Origin of the sequence: Streptomyces sp. NPDC048297, from assembly GCF_043201585.1 — a bacterium.
Lineage (GTDB): Bacteria > Actinomycetota > Actinomycetes > Streptomycetales > Streptomycetaceae > Streptomyces.
Genome location: NZ_JBICZA010000023.1, coordinates 1 through 16578 on the forward strand (window position 1 = coordinate 1; position 16578 = coordinate 16578).

The 16578-nt window shown below is 70.0% G+C and carries 17 protein-coding genes; 5 read left to right on the top strand and 12 right to left on the bottom strand.

Going from position 1 to position 16578, the window contains the following annotated elements; translation table 11 throughout:
- Positions 1-267 precede the first annotated feature (267 nt).
- Positions 268-1005, bottom strand: a complete 738-nt coding sequence (rph, locus tag ACGFYV_RS24065; RefSeq protein ID WP_393880503.1) for a ribonuclease PH — start codon at positions 1003-1005, stop codon at positions 268-270.
- A 143-nt stretch (positions 1006-1148) separates the two neighbouring features.
- Positions 1149-1382 carry a glucose PTS transporter subunit EIIB gene (locus ACGFYV_RS24070; RefSeq protein WP_189813583.1) on the bottom strand — a complete coding sequence of 78 codons (234 nt, stop codon included), beginning with the start codon at positions 1380-1382 and terminating at the stop codon, positions 1149-1151.
- A 185-nt stretch (positions 1383-1567) separates the two neighbouring features.
- Here ACGFYV_RS24070 and ACGFYV_RS24075 point away from each other — a divergent pair, with 185 nt between their 5' ends.
- Together ACGFYV_RS24075 and ACGFYV_RS24080 are read left to right on the top strand one after the other, a co-directional pair.
- Positions 1568-2878 carry a PTS transporter subunit EIIC gene (locus tag ACGFYV_RS24075; protein ID WP_393880504.1) on the top strand — a complete coding sequence of 437 codons (1311 nt, stop codon included), beginning with the start codon at positions 1568-1570 and terminating at the stop codon, positions 2876-2878.
- 248 nt (positions 2879-3126) lie between these two features.
- Complete coding sequence (locus tag ACGFYV_RS24080) at positions 3127-4392, top strand: PTS transporter subunit EIIC (protein ID WP_393880505.1); 1266 nt, start codon at positions 3127-3129, stop codon at positions 4390-4392.
- 67 nt (positions 4393-4459) lie between these two features.
- Here the strand turns inward: ACGFYV_RS24080 and ACGFYV_RS24085 are convergent, their stop codons facing one another.
- Entirely contained in the window at positions 4460-5212 is a 753-nt protein-coding gene (locus ACGFYV_RS24085; protein ID WP_393880506.1) for an MBL fold metallo-hydrolase, read from the bottom strand.
- A 215-nt stretch (positions 5213-5427) separates the two neighbouring features.
- Between ACGFYV_RS24085 and ACGFYV_RS24090 the strand changes: the two genes are divergently transcribed.
- Positions 5428-5898 (top strand): type II toxin-antitoxin system PemK/MazF family toxin, encoded by a 471-nt coding sequence (locus tag ACGFYV_RS24090; protein WP_393880507.1) that lies wholly within the window; start codon positions 5428-5430, stop codon positions 5896-5898.
- On the opposite strand, the gene ACGFYV_RS24095 is transcribed toward ACGFYV_RS24090, so the two are convergent.
- The 9 genes from ACGFYV_RS24095 to clpS form a co-directional block, all read right to left on the bottom strand.
- Positions 5895-6395, bottom strand: coding sequence for a hypothetical protein (locus tag ACGFYV_RS24095; RefSeq protein ID WP_393880508.1), 501 nt, complete (start codon positions 6393-6395; stop codon positions 5895-5897). The genes ACGFYV_RS24090 and ACGFYV_RS24095 overlap by 4 nt on opposite strands.
- 189 nt (positions 6396-6584) lie before the next feature.
- Positions 6585-8660: a putative Ig domain-containing protein gene (locus ACGFYV_RS24100; RefSeq protein ID WP_393880509.1), complete on the bottom strand. Its 2076-nt coding sequence runs from the start codon at positions 8658-8660 to the stop codon at positions 6585-6587.
- A gap of 381 nt (positions 8661-9041) precedes the next feature.
- A complete protein-coding gene (locus tag ACGFYV_RS24105; protein WP_393880510.1) occupies positions 9042-9992 on the bottom strand; it encodes a PLP-dependent cysteine synthase family protein in 951 nt (316 codons plus the stop codon).
- 17 nt (positions 9993-10009) lie between these two features.
- Entirely contained in the window at positions 10010-10288 is a 279-nt protein-coding gene (locus ACGFYV_RS24110) for a MoaD/ThiS family protein (RefSeq protein WP_393880511.1), read from the bottom strand.
- A 134-nt stretch (positions 10289-10422) separates the two neighbouring features.
- Positions 10423-10518 carry a putative leader peptide gene (locus ACGFYV_RS24115; RefSeq protein WP_393880512.1) on the bottom strand — a complete coding sequence of 32 codons (96 nt, stop codon included), beginning with the start codon at positions 10516-10518 and terminating at the stop codon, positions 10423-10425.
- A gap of 120 nt (positions 10519-10638) precedes the next feature.
- Positions 10639-11061 (bottom strand): Mov34/MPN/PAD-1 family protein, encoded by a 423-nt coding sequence (locus ACGFYV_RS24120; protein WP_393880513.1) that lies wholly within the window; start codon positions 11059-11061, stop codon positions 10639-10641.
- Between the two features lie 144 nt (positions 11062-11205).
- Positions 11206-12624, bottom strand: a complete 1419-nt coding sequence (locus ACGFYV_RS24125) for an amino acid permease (RefSeq protein WP_393880514.1) — start codon at positions 12622-12624, stop codon at positions 11206-11208.
- Between the two features lie 648 nt (positions 12625-13272).
- Positions 13273-13881 (bottom strand): DUF2017 domain-containing protein, encoded by a 609-nt coding sequence (locus ACGFYV_RS24130; RefSeq protein ID WP_393880515.1) that lies wholly within the window; start codon positions 13879-13881, stop codon positions 13273-13275.
- A 13-nt stretch (positions 13882-13894) separates the two neighbouring features.
- Positions 13895-14212, bottom strand: coding sequence for an ATP-dependent Clp protease adapter ClpS (gene clpS / locus ACGFYV_RS24135; RefSeq protein ID WP_393880516.1), 318 nt, complete (start codon positions 14210-14212; stop codon positions 13895-13897).
- 136 nt (positions 14213-14348) lie between these two features.
- Here clpS and ACGFYV_RS24140 point away from each other — a divergent pair, with 136 nt between their 5' ends.
- Positions 14349-15695, top strand: a complete 1347-nt coding sequence (locus ACGFYV_RS24140; RefSeq protein WP_393880517.1) for a nicotinate phosphoribosyltransferase — start codon at positions 14349-14351, stop codon at positions 15693-15695.
- A gap of 94 nt (positions 15696-15789) precedes the next feature.
- Positions 15790-16383 carry an isochorismatase family protein gene (locus tag ACGFYV_RS24145; protein WP_393880518.1) on the top strand — a complete coding sequence of 198 codons (594 nt, stop codon included), beginning with the start codon at positions 15790-15792 and terminating at the stop codon, positions 16381-16383.
- Positions 16384-16578: the final 195 nt, after the last annotated feature.

Consider the following 16578-nt stretch of genomic DNA (forward strand, 5'->3'; position numbering starts at 1 on the left):
GGGTCGACGTGCTCTGGGCAATGCTGCGTGACAAGAGGCTGTTCACCTCCGCCCCGCCGGTCACGCAGACGGCTTGACACAGTCATTGAGATTCCCTCCCTGGTACGGCGTCGCGTACGACTCGTGCGTACAGCTTGCCCCTGAACAGCTTGCCGGGCGCGCGGTGATGGGCCGCGCGCCCGTATCCATAGGGACGCCGGGGAGGGTGCGGGGGTTGCCCCCTCGCCTTCCCGGTTGTTGGTGGTCCCTTTACTTCCGCTTCGCCTTCTACTTCGTCAGGGAAGCGGCCAGGGCGGCCTTCTGGATGGCGGTGAGTTCGGCGCAGCCGGCGACGGCGAGGTCGAGGAGGGAGTTGAGTTCGTCGCGGGCGAAGGGCTCGGCCTCGGCGGTGCCCTGGACCTCGACGAAGCGGCCGTCGCCGGTGCAGACGACGTTCATGTCGGTCTCGGCGCGCACGTCCTCCTCGTAGCAGAGGTCGAGGAGGGGGACGCCGCCGACGATGCCGACGGAGACGGCGCTGACGGTTCCGGTGAGCGGCTGCCGGCCGGCCCTGATCAGCTTCTTGCCCTGGGCCCAGGTGACGGCGTCGGCGAGGGCGACGTACGCGCCGGTGATGGCCGCGGTGCGGGTGCCGCCGTCGGCCTGGAGGACGTCGCAGTCGAGGACGATGGTGTTCTCGCCGAGCGCCTTGTAGTCGATGACGGCGCGCAGGGAGCGGCCGATGAGGCGGGAGATCTCGTGCGTGCGGCCGCCGATGCGGCCCTTGACGGACTCACGGTCGCCGCGGGTGTTGGTGGAGCGGGGCAGCATGGAGTACTCCGCGGTGACCCAGCCTTCGCCGCTGCCCTTGCGCCAGCGCGGGACGCCTTCGGTGACGGAGGCGGTGCAGAAGACCTTGGTGTCGCCGAAGGAGACGAGGACGGAGCCTTCGGCGTGCTTGCTCCAGCCGCGTTCGATGGTGACCGGGCGGAGCTGTTCGGACGTGCGGCCGTCGATTCGAGACATGGCAGCGAGCCTATCGGGAGCGACGCGAGGGGCTCCTCCCCCGGTGGGAAGAGCCCCTTTCCTGGTGAACCCGGGCGGGTCCTGGCGAACCCCGGTGGGTCCTCCTGGTGAACCCCGGTGGGTCCTGGCGAACCCCGGTGGGCTCACATCATGTCTTCGATCTCCGCGGCGATCGGGTCGGCGTCGGTGCCGATGACGACCTGGATGGCGGTGCCCATCTTGACGACTCCGTGGGCGCCGGCGGCCTTCAGGGCGGCGTCGTCGACCAGCGCGGGGTCGGAGACCTCGGTGCGCAGGCGGGTGATGCAGCCCTCGATCTCCTCGATGTTGTCGATGCCGCCGAGGCCGGCGACGATCTTCTCAGCCTTGCTGGCCATGTCCGTACTCCCTGATCCGAACCGCTTTGTCGCAGTAACCCACAGTTGGCCCATCTTCGCGAGCGGCCGTGCCGGACCTGCCGAATGATGGCGATCACGGCAGCGGAACCGTTCGCCGACTGGTCTACACCACCAGCGGGACGGTCGCCAAACCGCGCTCCAGCCCAGTGGCCCGGGAGGACGGCATGAGCGCCAACAGCGCCGACGGCACGGTCAGTACGGCGCGCGACCGCTGGAACCGGCTGTTCCAGGGGCTGCAGAAGATGGGCCGCAGTCTGCAGTTGCCGATCGCGGTGCTGCCGGCGGCGGGCATCCTCAACCGGCTCGGGCAGCCGGACGTGTTCGGCAAGGACGGGCTGGGCTGGACGGACGTCTCCCGGGTGATGATGGGCGCGGGCGGCGCCCTGCTGGACGGTTCGCTCGGTCTGCCGCTGCTGTTCTGCGTGGGCGTGGCGATCGGCATGGCGAAGAAGGCGGACGGCTCGACGGCGCTCGCGGCGGTGGCCGGTTTCCTCGTCTATTACGGCGTGCTGCACCAGTTCCCCGTGTCGTGCCCCGGTGGCGCGAAGGCGATCCCGCAGGTCGGCTGCCAGGTGACCGTCGGCGCGGGCACGGGCTCGGTGACGCCGTTCACCTTCCAGAACCCGGGCGTCTTCGGCGGCATCGTGATGGGTCTGCTGGCCGCGTTCTTCTGGGCCCGCTTCCACCGCACCCGGCTGGTGGACTGGCTGGGCTTCTTCAACGGGCGGCGGCTGGTGCCGATCATCATGGCGTTCGTCGCGATCGTTTTCGCGGCGCTGTGCCTGTGGATCTGGCCGCCGATCGGCGGCGGCCTGGAGAGCTTCAGCCACTGGCTGCGGGACGCGGGCGCGTGGGGTGCGGGGATCTTCGGGGTCGCGAACCGGGCGCTGCTCGTCATCGGTCTGCACCAGTTCCTGAACGTGCCCATCTGGTTCCAGTTCGGCAGCTTCACCAAGCCGGACGGGACGGTGGTGCACGGTGACATCAACATGTTCCTGGCGGGTGATCCGCAGGCGGGGCAGTTCACCTCGGGCTTCTTCCCGATCATGATGTTCGCGCTGCCGGCGGCGGCGCTGGCGATCACGCACTGCGCGAAGCCGCACCGGCGCAAGGAGGTCGGCGGCCTGATGCTGTCGGTGGCGCTGACGTCGTTCGTCACCGGTATCACCGAGCCGATCGAGTACTCCTTCCTGTTCATCGCGCCCCTGCTGTACGCCGTGCACGCGGTGCTGACCGGGGTCTCGATGGCGGTGACGTGGGGGCTCGGCGTGCACGACGGGTTCAGCTTCTCCGCGGGCCTGATCGACTACGTCATCAACTGGAACCTGGCGACCAGGCCCTGGGCGATCATCCCGATCGGCCTGTGCTTCGCCGTCGTCTACTACGTGATCTTCCGCTTCGCGATCACCAGGTTCGATCTGAAGACCCCGGGCCGTGAACCGGAGGAAGAGGTCGAGGACGTCACCAAGGTCTGACGACCCCTGCGCCCCCGGCTTTCAAGGCCCTCGGACCCCAGGTCCGGGGGCCTTCGCCGTGCCCCGGCGAGGCCACCGCCCGGTGTCGCACGGCCACTGCGTGTAGCCCTCCGGTCGCGATTTTCACGGGTTCCTTATACGGGTGCACGCGTGCTACAACAGGTCTACACCACTGAGTGGTGTAGACCAGAGACGCTGCCGTCCCCTTCCATGGTTCCCGGGCAGCGCCATGCCCGATGGAGGAACTTGTGACCACGGCCAGCGCCGCTCCTGCGGCCGAGAAGAAGAAGGGCGCCGGGGCGATGGCTGTGCTGCAGCGCATCGGCCGCAGCCTGATGCTGCCGGTCGCGACGCTGCCGGCCGCCGCCCTGCTGGTCCGGCTCGGCAATCCGGACATGCTCGGCGACCCGTCCTACCCCGCGTTCCTCACGAAGATCGCCTCCTTCATGGCGGCCGGCGGCAACGCGATCCTGGACAACATGGCGCTGCTGTTCGCCGTGGGCATCGCGATCGGCTTCGCGAAGAAGTCGGACGGCTCGACGGCGCTCGCGGCGGTCGTCGGCTACCTGGTCTTCAAGAACGTGCTCGGCACGTTCACCGACAAGAACCTGCCGCAGGTGGCGAAGGCCGTCGACGGCAAGGTCGTCATGGTGGACGCCTCGGTGGACGCCAAGGTCCTCGGCGGTGTGGTGATGGGCCTCGTGGTGGCCCTGCTGTACCAGCGCTTCTACCGCACGAAGCTGCCCGACTGGGCGGGCTTCTTCGGTGGCCGCCGCCTCGTGCCGATCCTGTCCGCCCTGGCGGGCCTCGTCATCGGCATCGTCTTCGGCTACATCTGGCCGGTCCTCGGCACGGGCCTGCACAACCTCGGTGAGTGGCTGGTGGGCTCGGGCGCCGTCGGCGCGGGCATCTTCGGTGTCGCCAACCGCGCGCTGATCCCGATCGGCATGCACCACCTGCTGAACTCGTTCCCGTGGTTCCAGGCCGGTGACTACCACGGCAAGAGCGGTGACATCGCGCGCTTCCTGGCCGGTGACCCGCACGCGGGCCAGTTCATGACCGGCTTCTTCCCGATCATGATGTTCGCCCTGCCGGCCGCCTGCCTCGCCATCGTGCACTGTGCCCGTCCGGAGCGCCGCAAGGTCGTCGGCGGCATGATGTTCTCCCTCGCGCTGACGTCGTTCCTCACCGGTGTGACCGAGCCGATCGAGTTCACCTTCATGTTCATCGCGCCGGCGCTGTACGCCATCCACGCGGTGCTCACCGGTGTCTCGATGGCACTGACCTGGGCGCTGGGCATGCGGGACGGCTTCGGCTTCTCGGCCGGCGCCGTCGACTTCGGCCTGAACATCGGCATCGCCAGCAACCCGTGGGGCCTGGTCCTGGTCGGCCTGTGCTTCGCGGTCGTCTACTACGTCGTCTTCCGCTTCGCGATCATCAGGTTCAACCTGCCCACCCCGGGCCGCGAGAGCGATGAGGAACTCGCGGAGTTGCAGAAGGCGGAGGCCAAGTAGGCCGCGCTTGCCCGTATGACGAAGGCCCCGGAACCGGGTTCCGGGGCCTTCGGTGTGTGTCGGGCGGTCAGAGTTCGTACGTGGCTCGGGGGGCGGCCAGTTCCACGCGGCCGTCGAAGGACTCGCGGGCGTCCGCGAGGTTGACCTCCGGGTCGGTCCACGGAGGGATGTGGGTGAGGACGAGGAGACGCGCTCCGGCGCGGGTCGCCGACTCGCCGGCCTCGCGGCCGTTGAGGTGCAGGTCGGGGATGTTCTCCTTGCCGTGCGTGAAAGCCGCCTCGCACAGGAAGAGGTCGGTGTCGCGGGCCAGTTCGTCGAGGGCCTCGCTGACACCCGTGTCGCCGGAGTACGTGAGGGACTTCCCGCCGTGCTCGATCCGGATGGCGTACGCCTCCACGGGGTGACGGACCCGCTCGGTGTGCACTGTGAAGGGGCCGATCTCGAACGTCGACGGCTTGACCGTGCGGAAGTCGAAGACCTCGCTCATGGAGGACGCCGAGGGGACGTCGTCGTACGCCGTGGTCAGACGGTGTTCGGTGCCCTCGGGGCCGTACACCGGAAGCGGGTCGCAGCGGCCACCGTCGTGGCGGTAGTAGCGCGCGACGAAGTACGCGAGCATGTCGATGCAGTGGTCGGCGTGCAGATGGCTGAGGAAGATCGCGTCGAGGTCGTAGAGACCGCAGTGGCGCTGCAGCTCGCCCAGGGCGCCGTTGCCCATGTCGAGAAGCAGCCGGAAGCCGTCGGCCTCGACGAGGTAGCTCGAGCAGGCCGATTCCGCGGAGGGGAACGACCCGGAGCAGCCGACGACGGTGAGCTTCATGAAGCAGAAACCTCCGTTGGCGGAACGCGGTGCGCGGGGGATTGCGGGGGTCGTGCGATTTGTCGAGCGTAAGGCGCGAAAGGGTCGCTCGCGCCTTCGCCAGGGGCCGTTGTGGGCGAACTCACCTGTGGTGTCACCGGTTCGGCTGGAACCGGGGTGCGGCAAGGCAGTCGGAGGGCGCGCGGTGCCCGGCGCGCGCCGGTAACGTCGTGGCTATGGACACGTCCTGGTGGCTGGCGCTCGCGGCGGTGGTGCTGCTCGCGCTGCTCGCCACGGTCGTCGACGGCTGGGGCCGCAGCAGCCGGCCCGCGGGGCGCCGGCTGCGGCCGCCGGGTCGCCCCGGCACCCGGGACAAGGCGGCGTACAAGGCGGCGGCCCGTCCGCATCCGGGCGACATCTGGTGGGCGAACGTCCCCTACGAGGACCGCCCGGACGTCAAGGACCGGCCCTGCCTGGTGCTGACCGTGCGCGGCAACCGGGCGACCGTCGCGAAGATCACCAGCAAGTACCACGACGAGCGCGCCGGGGTGATCCCGCTGCCGCCCGGCGCGGTCGGCGACGCCCACGGCCGCCCCAGTTTCCTGGAGACGGACGAACTGCGCGAGGTCCCGGTGTCCGATTTCCGGCGCCGGGTGGGCGTGGTCGACCCGGTCCTGTGGGACCAGGTGCGGCACTTGGCGGGTTAGCGCACTGTCACGGTGGCCGTCCACTCCTGGATGCCTTGGCAGGCGACCTGGCCGGGGGCGGTGGGCTGGGGGCACAGGGGGCGGGAGGAGGTCAGCTTCGCGGTTCCGGGCTGGACGGCGCGGTAGGCGGCCGTGGCGTCGCCCGGCAGGATGACGAAGCCCGGGTTGATCGCCTCCAGGGCGGTGCCGCTCGTCATGACCGGCTTCCAGGGGCGGCTGCGCGTGCCGTCGAGGGTGAGCCGCAGGTCGCCACCCCGGGTCAGGCAGAGGGTGCGGCCGTTGTCGGCGGCGGTCAGTTCCGCGTGAGCGACGCACCCGCCCGACGGGGAGACGGAGGAAGCGGAGGAAGCGGAGGAAGCGGAGGGCGTCGGTGACGCCTTGCCGCTGTCGTCCGTGCCGCTGCCGCTGCCGCTGCCGCCGGTGGTGCCGCTCTGTGCGCCGCAGCCGGCGAGGAGCAGCGCCGCTGCCGCGAGGGCGAGGGGCGTCGTACGGCGCATGGTGGTCCGCCTTTCGCTGATCCGTCGGTCCGTCGGACCATCAGTACGTCGGTCCGTCGGTCCGCTGGTCGGCCGGGGCCGGCCGGCCCGGTCAGGGATGAGACGTACCACCGGCGCGAACGGATCCCCCGCGACGCACGGATCCCGCACACGGAAGGCTTCCGTGTGCGGGACCGGTCGGCGTACGGCTCAGCTGGTCGTGACGGCGGTGTCGTCCACGACGAAGCTGGTCTGCAGCGAGGAGTCCTCCACGCCGTTGAACTTCAGGGTGACCGTCTGGCCCGCCAGCGAGGACAGGTCGAAGGTCTTCTGCGCGTACCCGGTGCTCTTGTCGAGGTTCGAGTAGGTCGCCAGGGTGGTCGAACCGGCGGTGACCGTCAGCTTGTCGTACGCGGTGCTGGTGGTGGTCTCGGCGGTGTCGACGTGCAGGTAGAAGGTGAACGTGGCCTTGCAGCCGGCCGGGATCGTCACCGACTGGGACACGGTGTCGGTGTGCGAGGTGCCGTAGCCGTCGAGCCAGGCCTTGTAGGAGCCGCCGTGGGCGGCCTCACCGGTGTCGTTGGTGATGACGCCGCTGGTCGCGGTCCAGCCGGTGCTGCCCGACTCGAAGCCGGGGTTGGCGAGCAGCTGGCCGGCGGTGCAGCCGCCGCCACCGCCGGAGCCGACGGTCCAGGTGAAGGAGGTCGAGCCGGAGGCGCCGGTGGAGTCCTGCGCGGTGACGGTGACCTGGTAGGTGCCGGCGGTGGAGGCGGTGCCGGAGATCAGGCCGCTGGAGCTGTTGATGGACAGGCCGGTCGGCAGTCCGGAGGCGCTGTAGGTCAGGGCCGCGCCCGCGCTGTCGGTGGCGTGGATCTGCAGGCTGGCCGCGGAGCCCGTGGTGGTGGACTGGCTGCCCGGGTTGGTGACGGTCACCGTGTTGCCGGTGCTGGTACCGGCGGTGAAGGCGGCGGTGCCGTTCGGGGTGCCCCAGCCGGTCGGGCCGTCGTAGCCGGCGCCCGCGGTGCAGAAGTACGACGGGGAGCAGGAGCCGTTGTTCCCGCTGGTCACGTCGTACAGGTTGCCGGTGTGCTGGTAGGGGTACTTCGCCGGGTAGTCGGCACTGCCCGGGGTGCCGGCGAGGGCGTAGACGCCGGCGACGATCGGGGCGGAGGCGCTGGTGCCGCCGTAGACCGCCCAGCCGGAGCCGCCGTAGGTGTCGTAGACCGCGACGCCGGTGGCCGGGTCGGCGACCGCGGAGACGTCGGCCTCCATGCGCTTGGTGCAGCCAGTGTCGGTCTGCCAGCTCGGCTTCGGGTCGTAGGCGGAGCAGCCGGAGCCGGTGCCCTCGGTGGAGCTGGTCTTCCAGACGGACTCGCTCCAGCCGCGGGAGTTGGAGGCGGTGGTGAGCGCGGTGCCGCCGACGGCGGTCACGTACTGGGAGGTCGCCGGGTACTCGGCGCCGTAGGCGGAGTCACCGGAGGAGACGGTGATGGCGACGCCCGGGTGCTTGAAGTACTGGGTGTCCTCGGTGGTCTGGCTGGAGGCCTCGGAGCCGCCCCAGCTGTTGGAGACGACCTTGGCGCCGAGGGCCACGGCCTCGTTCTCGGCGGTGCCGAGGTCGGCGTCGGTGGGCGAGGTGGCCTCGACGAGGATGATGTTGCAGTTCGGGCAGACCGCGCTGACCATGTCGATGTCGAGCGCTTCCTCGCCCGCCCAGCCGGTGTCGTTGGGGGGCAGCGAGGTGGTGGAGCCGGTCTGGCTGACCTGCTTGAAGCAGCCGTTGGCCTTGGTGCACGCGGACAGGCCGTACTGCGAGCGGTACGTGGCGAGGTCCGACTCGGCGTTGGGGTCGTTGTAGGCGTCGACGATGGCGACGGTCAGACCCGAACCGCCCGTGGAGGGCAGGTTGTAGGCGCTGTGCAGGTTGGCCGGGGAGAGGCCGGAGGGCGTGGCGGCGGCCACCGCGGAGGCGAGCCGCTGCTTGATGTCGGTGCGGCGCTGGGCGAAGCAGGACGCCTGGCCCGGTTCGGCGGTGGCGCACAGGTGGGTCGTGGGGACCTTCTGGCCAGCCTTGCCGGTGGAGTGGAAGGCCTGGCGCTCGGGGGAGGTGAGGGCCTTGGCGTTCTGCGCGGAGCGGGAGGTGGTGTGGTGCGCGGGGGCGGCGGCCTGGGCGCCGGCCGTGGGTGCCGCGGCCAGTCCGGCGACGGTCAGGGCGAGGGCGGGCAGGGCGACGGAGACGAGTCTGCGCAGACTCCGTCTGCGCCCGCTCGGGCGTGACTCACGCATGGGGGTACTGCCTTCCATCGGGAAGTGGGGTTTCTCGCACTGGTGGGGCAGGCCCGTGACGCGCGTAGCGGCGGACGACCGCGCAGTCATGAGCATGACATTCACACCCGCCATGCCGGTGAGCGTGACATGACAGGGTGTGGGAGGAACGTAATCCCGTGCGCCGGGCGACCGGCAGTACCGGAGGGATTTCTTTGCCCCTCCATAGAATGAGATTGGCCCCCTCATAGGAGGGGGCTGGGACGCGCTTGAGGCGGATGGGACGGGGGGCCGAGCCCGGGACGGATCGGGCCCGGAGAACGGATCAGGTGCGGACGCGGAGTGCGGATCAGGCCCGGAGAACGGATCAGGTGCGGGCGCGGATCGGGCCCGGAGAAACGATCAGGCCCAGAGCTGGCCGTGCAGGGTCTCGATGGCCTCTTCCGTGGTGGCCGCCGTGTAGACGCCGGTGGAGAGGTACTTCCAGCCGCCGTCGGCCACGATGAACACGATGTCGGCGCTCTCGCCCGCCTGCACCGCCTTGCGGCCCACGCCGATCGCCGCGTGCAGGGCGGCGCCGGTGGAGACGCCCGCGAAGATGCCCTCCTGCTGGAGGAGTTCACGCGTGCGGGTGACCGCGTCCGCCGAGCCGACCGAGAAGCGGGTGGTGAGGACGGAGGCGTCGTACAGCTCCGGTACGAAGCCCTCGTCGAGGTTGCGCAGACCGTAGACCAGGTCGTCGTAGCGCGGCTCGGCGGCGACGATCCGCACGTCCGGCTTGTGCTCGCGCAGGTAGCGGCCGACGCCCATCAGGGTGCCCGTGGTGCCGAGGCCCGCGACGAAGTGCGTGATCGAGGGGAGGTCGGCGAGGATCTCCGGGCCGGTCGTGGCGTAGTGGGCGCCCGCGTTGTCCGGGTTGCCGTACTGGTAGAGCATCACCCAGTCGGGGTGCTCGGCCGAGAGTTCCTTGGCGACGCGTACGGCGGTGTTGGAGCCGCCCGCGGCCGGGCTGGAGATGATCTCGGCGCCCCACATGCCGAGCAGGTCGCGCCGCTCCTGCGAGGTGTTCTCGGGCATCACGCACACCATGCGGTAGCCCTTGAGCTTGGCGGCCATGGCGAGCGAGATGCCGGTGTTGCCGGAGGTGGGCTCCAGGATCGTGCAGCCCGGGGTGAGCCGGCCGTCCTTCTCCGCCTGCTCGATCATGTGCAGCGCGGGGCGGTCCTTGACCGAGCCGGTCGGGTTGCGGTCCTCGAGCTTGGCCCAGATCCGGACGTCGGCGGACGGCGACAGCCGCGGCAGGCGCACCAGGGGGGTGTTGCCCACCGCGGCGAGCGGGGAGTCGTAGCGCATCGCTGCTCAGCGGCCGATCAGCGCATGCCGCCGGCGACGGCCGGCAGGATCGTCACGGTGTCGCCGTCGGACAGCTTGGTGTCGATGCCGTCGACGAAGCGGACGTCCTCGTCGTTCAGGTAGACGTTGACGAAGCGGCGCAGCTTGCCCTCGTCCACGATGCGGGCCTGGATGCCCGCGTGCCGGGTCTCGAGGTCGGCGAACAGCTCGGTGAGGGTCTCACCGCTGCCCTCCACCGCCTTCTGACCGTCGGTGTACTGGCGGAGGATGGTGGGGATGCGGACCTCGATGGCCATGGTGGCGGGCTCCTGTCGGAAAAAGTTCGGTTCGACGAATCGTTCTCGGCGCGTCTCGTTCCCGGCGCGTCGTTCTCGGCGCGCGCGCACGTCGGCGCGCGCCGCGGCTCACGGACGTACGGCGGCGGGGAACGTCAACAGATGGCGCTGTTCAGCCGGCACAGGTCGACGTGCAGCCGCGCCACGAGCAGCATGCCCGGCGCCTTCTCGCACACGTCGTTCAGAACCATGGGGTCATCGTATCGATTCCCGGTCCGGCTCCTGGAATGTGATCTCGCATGCTGGATGAACTCTGCCCGAAGTGTGGTCACGGCAGGTCGGGACGGGGTCGGGCTGGGGGCGGGCCGGGGTCAGTACGCGGCCACGACCTGGACCTCCTCCTCGGTGACCTCGCCGTCGAGGATCCGGAAGGAGCGGAACTGGAAGTCGCCCAGGCCGTCGGTGTCGGCGGTGGAGACGAGGACGTAGTGGGCGCCCGGCTCGCCCGCGTAGCCGATGTCCGTGCGGGAGGGGTAGGCCTCGGTCGCGGTGTGGGAGTGGTAGATGATCACCGGCTCCTCGTCGCGGTCGTCCAGGTCGCGGTAGAGCCTGAGCAGATCGCCCGAGTCGAACTCGTAGAACGTGGGCGACATGGCCGCGTTCAGCATCGGGACGAAGCGCTCGGGACGGTCCGAACCCGCCGGGCCCGCGACGACACCGCACGCCTCGTCGGGGTGGTCCTTGCGGGCGTGGGCGACGATCTGGTCGTACAGGGCCTGGGTGATGGTCAGCATGGGGGTCAGGATAAGCAGATGGGCCGCCCCGTACCGAGGAGTGGTACGAGGCGGCCCACATGGTGGACGTCCTGAGCGGCGGCCGCCGGGAGTGCCACGAGTACTCCGGCGGCCGGACGTCCAGGGGGTTGGTCTCCCGAGCGGTCAGCCCACCTTCTCGAAGGCCTGCTCGCGACGGTCGGCGATCTCCGGCGTGCGGTTCTTCAGGAACAGCCAGCCGACGCCGAGCGCGGCGGCCCAGCCGGCCATCACGTACAGGCAGACACGCGAGTCGGCATCGTACGCGATCAGACCGGTGACGAAGATCAGGAAGGCGATGGCGATGTACGAGCACACCGCACCGCCCGGCGCCGGGAAGGACGAGGCGGGCAGCCGGCCCGCGACGACCGCGCGGCGGTAGAGGACGTGGCTGACCAGGATCATCAGCCAGGTCCAGATGCCGGCCGCGGTGGCGACGGAGGTGACGTAGCCGAAGGCCTTCTCCGGGACGATGTAGTTGAGGACCACACCGATGGCCATGAAGCCGACCGAGACCGTGATGCCGAGGGCCGGGGTCTTGGAGGCGGACAGCCTGGAGAAGACGCGCGGCGCCTCGCCGTTGTCCGCGAGGGTGCGCAGCATGCGGCCGGTGGAGTACATGCCCGAGTTGCAGGACGACAGGGCCGCGGTGAGCACCACGAAGTTCACGATGCCGGCGCCGGCCGGGATGCCGATCATGGCGAAGGCCTTCACGAAGGGGCTGACGCCCGCCGCGAACTCGGTCCACTTCACCACGCACAGGATGACCGTGAGGGCACCGACGTAGAACAGGGCGATGCGCCAGGGCAGGGTGTTGATCGCCTTCGGGAGGGTCTTCTCCGGGTCCTCGGACTCGCCCGCGGTGACGCCGACCAGCTCGACGGCGAGGTAGGCGAACATGACGCCCTGCAGGGTCATCAGGGAGGAGCCGATGCCCTTGGGGAAGAAGCCGTCGAACTGCCACAGGTTGGAGACGCTCGCGGTGTCACCGGCGGCGCTGAAGCCGAAGGTGAGCACGCCGAGACCGATCACGATCATGCCGACGAGGGCGGTGACCTTGACCATGGAGAACCAGAACTCGATCTCGCCGAACAGCTTCACCGAGATCAGGTTGGCCACGAACAGGACGACCAGGAAGACCAGTGCCGTCACCCACTGCGGAACGGACGGGAACCAGTAGTTGACGTAGATCGCGGCGGCCGTCAGTTCGGCCATACCGGTCACGACCCACATCAGCCAGTACGTCCAGCCGGTGAAGTAACCGAAGAACGGGCCCAGGAACTCCCGGGAGTACTCCGCGAAGGAACCGGAGACCGGGCGGTAGAGCAGCAGCTCGCCGAGCGCTCGCATGATGAAGAAGATGATCACGCCTGCGAGGGCGTACATCAGGATGAGGCTGGGGCCGGCCTTGGCGATGTTCGCCCCGGCTCCCAGGAACAGGCCGACGCCGACGGCGCCGCCGATGGCGATCATCTGGACCTGTCGGCTGCCGAGCCCGCGCTCGTACCCCTCCTCAGGGGCAGCGGTGACCTTCTCAGAGGTCATGTGTGGTGCGCCTTTCTCCATGCCGAACCGCGGCCCTTCGTCGGCCTCGGATCGGGTTTCGATCCCCCCGGATTGATGGAGTGGGCGGATTTCGCGAACCCGCCCGTTGCCTGGCCGGCGATCGCCGGCTCGGTGGCGCACCCGGCAGGACATGGGTGGTGTCCTCCGGGCGGTCGTGAAGATTTATCACGGCCGCAATATTCAGGACAGTCGGCACTTGTGGGGCATAGCACAGGAAGAACCGGACAAAGAACGCCCAAATGCCATAAACCAGGCCGTAACAGTGACTCGATCGTTATCCGGATTCGAGCGTCCTCTGAGCGAACGCGGAATCATCCCAAAGCGGGACAGAACGCCGACGGGCGCCGGGACGTCAGCCGTCAGAGCCGGGCGTCAGCCGCCAAAGCCGGGGCGTCAGCCGCCAGAACCGGAGCGTTCGCCCGCCAGAGCCGGGACGTCAGCCGTCAGAGCCGGGCGTCAGCCGTCAGAGCCGCGACGTCAGCCGTCAGAACCGGAGCGTCCGCCCGCCGGAGCCAGGACGCCAGCCCACCAGGGCCGGAACGTCCGACGCCAGAGCCAGGACGCCAGCCCACCAGGGCCGGAACGTCCGACGCCAGAGCCGGGACGTCAGCCCGTCAGAGCCAGGAATCAGCCCGTCAGAGTGGAGACGAGGGTCTCCTGTAGGCCGCCCAGCCACAGATAGGCCAGCACCAGCGGCTTGCGCGGGTCCTCGTCCGGGAGCCGGAAGAGCAGATCGGTGTCGTCCTCGTCGGTGATCTCCAGCCGGGCGCCGATCGCGAGCCGCAGGTCGTTGAGCGCACTGAGCCACTGCCGGGACTCGTCCGGGGTGAGCTTCAGGACCGCGCCGCCGTCGGCCGCCGCCGAGGCCAGCGCGTCCAGCGAGCGGATCACCGCGAGGGCGTTCTCCCGCTTGCCGGCCCGCAGGTCGTTCTCGGTGTAGCGGCGGAACTCGGCGGAGTGCTCCCGCCGCTCCTCGGCCTGGGCCGGGGAGTCGGGCGCCTTCTCCGGGTCGCTGTAGGCGTCCGGGAAGAGTCTGCGCAGCACCGGGTCGGCGGGCGGCTCGCTCGGACCCTCGGCGAACAGTTCGGCGAGCGGGTCGGCGGGGGCGTCCTCGGCGGGGCCGGGGCCGATGAGTTCCAGCAGCTGGACCGCCAGCGACCGGATGATGGAGATCTCGACGTCGTCGAGCGCGACGGCCGCGCCGCCGCCGGGGAGCGGTTCGAAGTGTCCGGGCATCTGAGTGGCTTCGCTACTTCCGGTCCTGCTGCAGGGTGGCCCACAGACCGTAGCCGTGCATGGCCTGCACGTCGCGTTCCATCTCCTCGCGTGTGCCGCTGGAGACGACCGCCCGGCCCTTGTGGTGGACGTCCAGCATGAGCTTGGTGGCCTTGTCCTTGGTGTAGCCGAAGTACGACTGGAAGACGTACGTCACGTAGCTCATGAGGTTCACCGGGTCGTTGTGCACGATCGTGACCCAGGGGACGTCGGGTTCGGGTACGGCGAAGACCTCCTCCGCCGTCTCGGTGCGTTCGATCTCTACGGGCGCGGGTGACGTCACAGTGCCCATGCTGCCACGCGCTCGACAAATCGTCACACTGACGAAATGGGGGTACGATGCCTGCCATGCTGCACACCGGGGGACGGCCCCCGGACCCCGGCCGGGCCCGGGGTACCCGGAATGTCATGGATTTGGGGAGGATGCGGTGAACGTGGCGGACCTTGGGCTGCCGGTGGACGTTCCCTCGACGGCGCTCTTCACGGACCAGTACGAGCTGACGATGCTGCGGGCCGCACTGAAGGCCGGAACGGCCGAACGGCGCAGCGTGTTCGAGGTCTTCACCCGGCGTCTGCCGGACGGACGCCGCTACGGCGTGGTCGCGGGCACCGGGCGGGTCCTGGACGCGGTGGAGAACTTCCGCTTCGACGCGGACGTCCTCGCCTTCCTGCGCGAGCGGGAGATCGTCGACGAGGAAACACTCGACTGGCTGGCCGGATACCGCTTCAGCGGTGACGTCTGGGGCTACCCCGAGGGCGAGGTGTACTTCCCGGGTTCGCCGATCCTGCGGGTCGAGGGCACCTTCGCCGAGTGCGTGCTGCTGGAGACCGTGATCCTCTCCATCCTCAACCACGACTCGGCGATCGCCGCCGCCGCCTCCCGGATGTCCTCCGCCGCCGGGGGACGGCCGCTGATCGAGATGGGCGCCCGCCGCACCCACGAGCTGTCGGCCGTGGCCGCCGCGCGCGCCGCGTACGTCGGCGGCTTCGCCACCACCTCCGACCTGGCGGCCGGCTTCCGCTACGGCATCCCGACCGTCGGCACCTCCGCGCACGCCTTCACCCTGCTGCACGACCACGAGCGGGACGCCTTCCGCGCCCAGGTCGACTCGCTGGGCCGGGGCACGACCCTGCTCGTGGACACCTACGACGTCGCCGAGGCGGTCCGCACGGCGGTGGAGGTGGCCGGGCCCGAGCTGGGCGCGGTGCGCATCGACTCCGGCGACCTGCTGCTCGTCGCCCACCGGGTGCGCCAGCAGCTGGACGAGCTGGGCGCGACCCGCACGAAGATCGTGGTGACCTCGGACCTGGACGAGTACGCCATCGCCTCGCTCGCCGCCGCCCCGGTGGACGCGTACGGCGTCGGCACCCAGCTGGTGACCGGCTCCGGGCACCCGACCTGCTCCATGGTCTACAAGCTGGTCGCACGGGCCGAGTCGGCCGATCCGGCGGCGCCGCTGGTGCCGGTCGCGAAGAAGGCGTCCAGCGGCAAGACGTCCCTGGGCGGGCGCAAGTGGGCGGCGCGGCGGCTGGACGCGGAGGGGGTGGCCGAGGCCGAGGTCGTGGGCACGGGGCCGGTGCCGGACGAGCTGGTCGACCGGCAGCTGCTGGTCCAGCTGGTCAAGGGCGGCGAGGTCGTCGCGCGCGAGCCCCTCGACGTGGCCCGGGACCGGCACATCGCGGCGCGGGCGAACCTGCCGCTGTCCGCGATCCAGCTCTCCCGGGGCGAACCCGTCCTTGCGACGGAGTACGTGCACCTGGGCTCGGGTAGCTAGAGGGTCGTCGTCCGTATCCGCGAAGGCCCCCTCCCGTAAAGGCCGCGAAGTCTCTAGGCTCAGTTACTTAGCCCACAGTCGAAGGACACCCACCATGCGTCGCGCCTTGATCGTCGTAGATGTGCAGAACGACTTCTGCGAAGGGGGCAGCCTCGCGGTGGCCGGTGGTGCCGACGTGGCCGCCGCCATCACCGAGCTGATCGGTCAGGCGGCGGGCGCGGGCTACCAGCACGTGGTCGCCACCCGGGACCACCACATCGCCCCGGGCGGGCACTTCGCGGACAACCCCGACTACGTCCGCTCCTGGCCCGCGCACTGCGTCGCCGGTACGGAGGGTGTCGGCTTCCACCCCAACTTCGCCCCCGCGGTCGCCTCCGGCGCGGTGGACGCGGTCTTCGACAAGGGCGCCTACTCGGCCGCCTACAGCGGCTTCGAGGGCGCCGACGAGAACGGCGTCCCCCTCGCGGAGTGGCTGCGCGCCCGCCACGTCTCCGAGGTCGACGTGGTCGGCATAGCCACCGACCACTGCGTACGGGCTACCGCCCTGGACGCCGCGAGAGAGGGCTTCCGCACCCAGGTCCTCCTCGACCTGACCGCCGGCGTCTCCCCTGACACCACCGACCGCGCCCTCGAAGACCTCCGCCAAGCCGGCATCAACCTCACCGGCAAACCAGTCCTCAACACCTGACCCTCCGGGGAACGCCGGCCACGGGGCTGTACCGATGCTCAACCCAGAGCCACGAATCAACGCCGGGCTCGGCAGCAAACCTAGGGGCGCGGGGCTGTACCGATTTGCGGCTCCGCCGCGCGGGCGCGACAAGCCACGACGAACCCGCAGCCACAATCGCACCCGCGCACCCATGCTCAACCCAGAGCCACACAA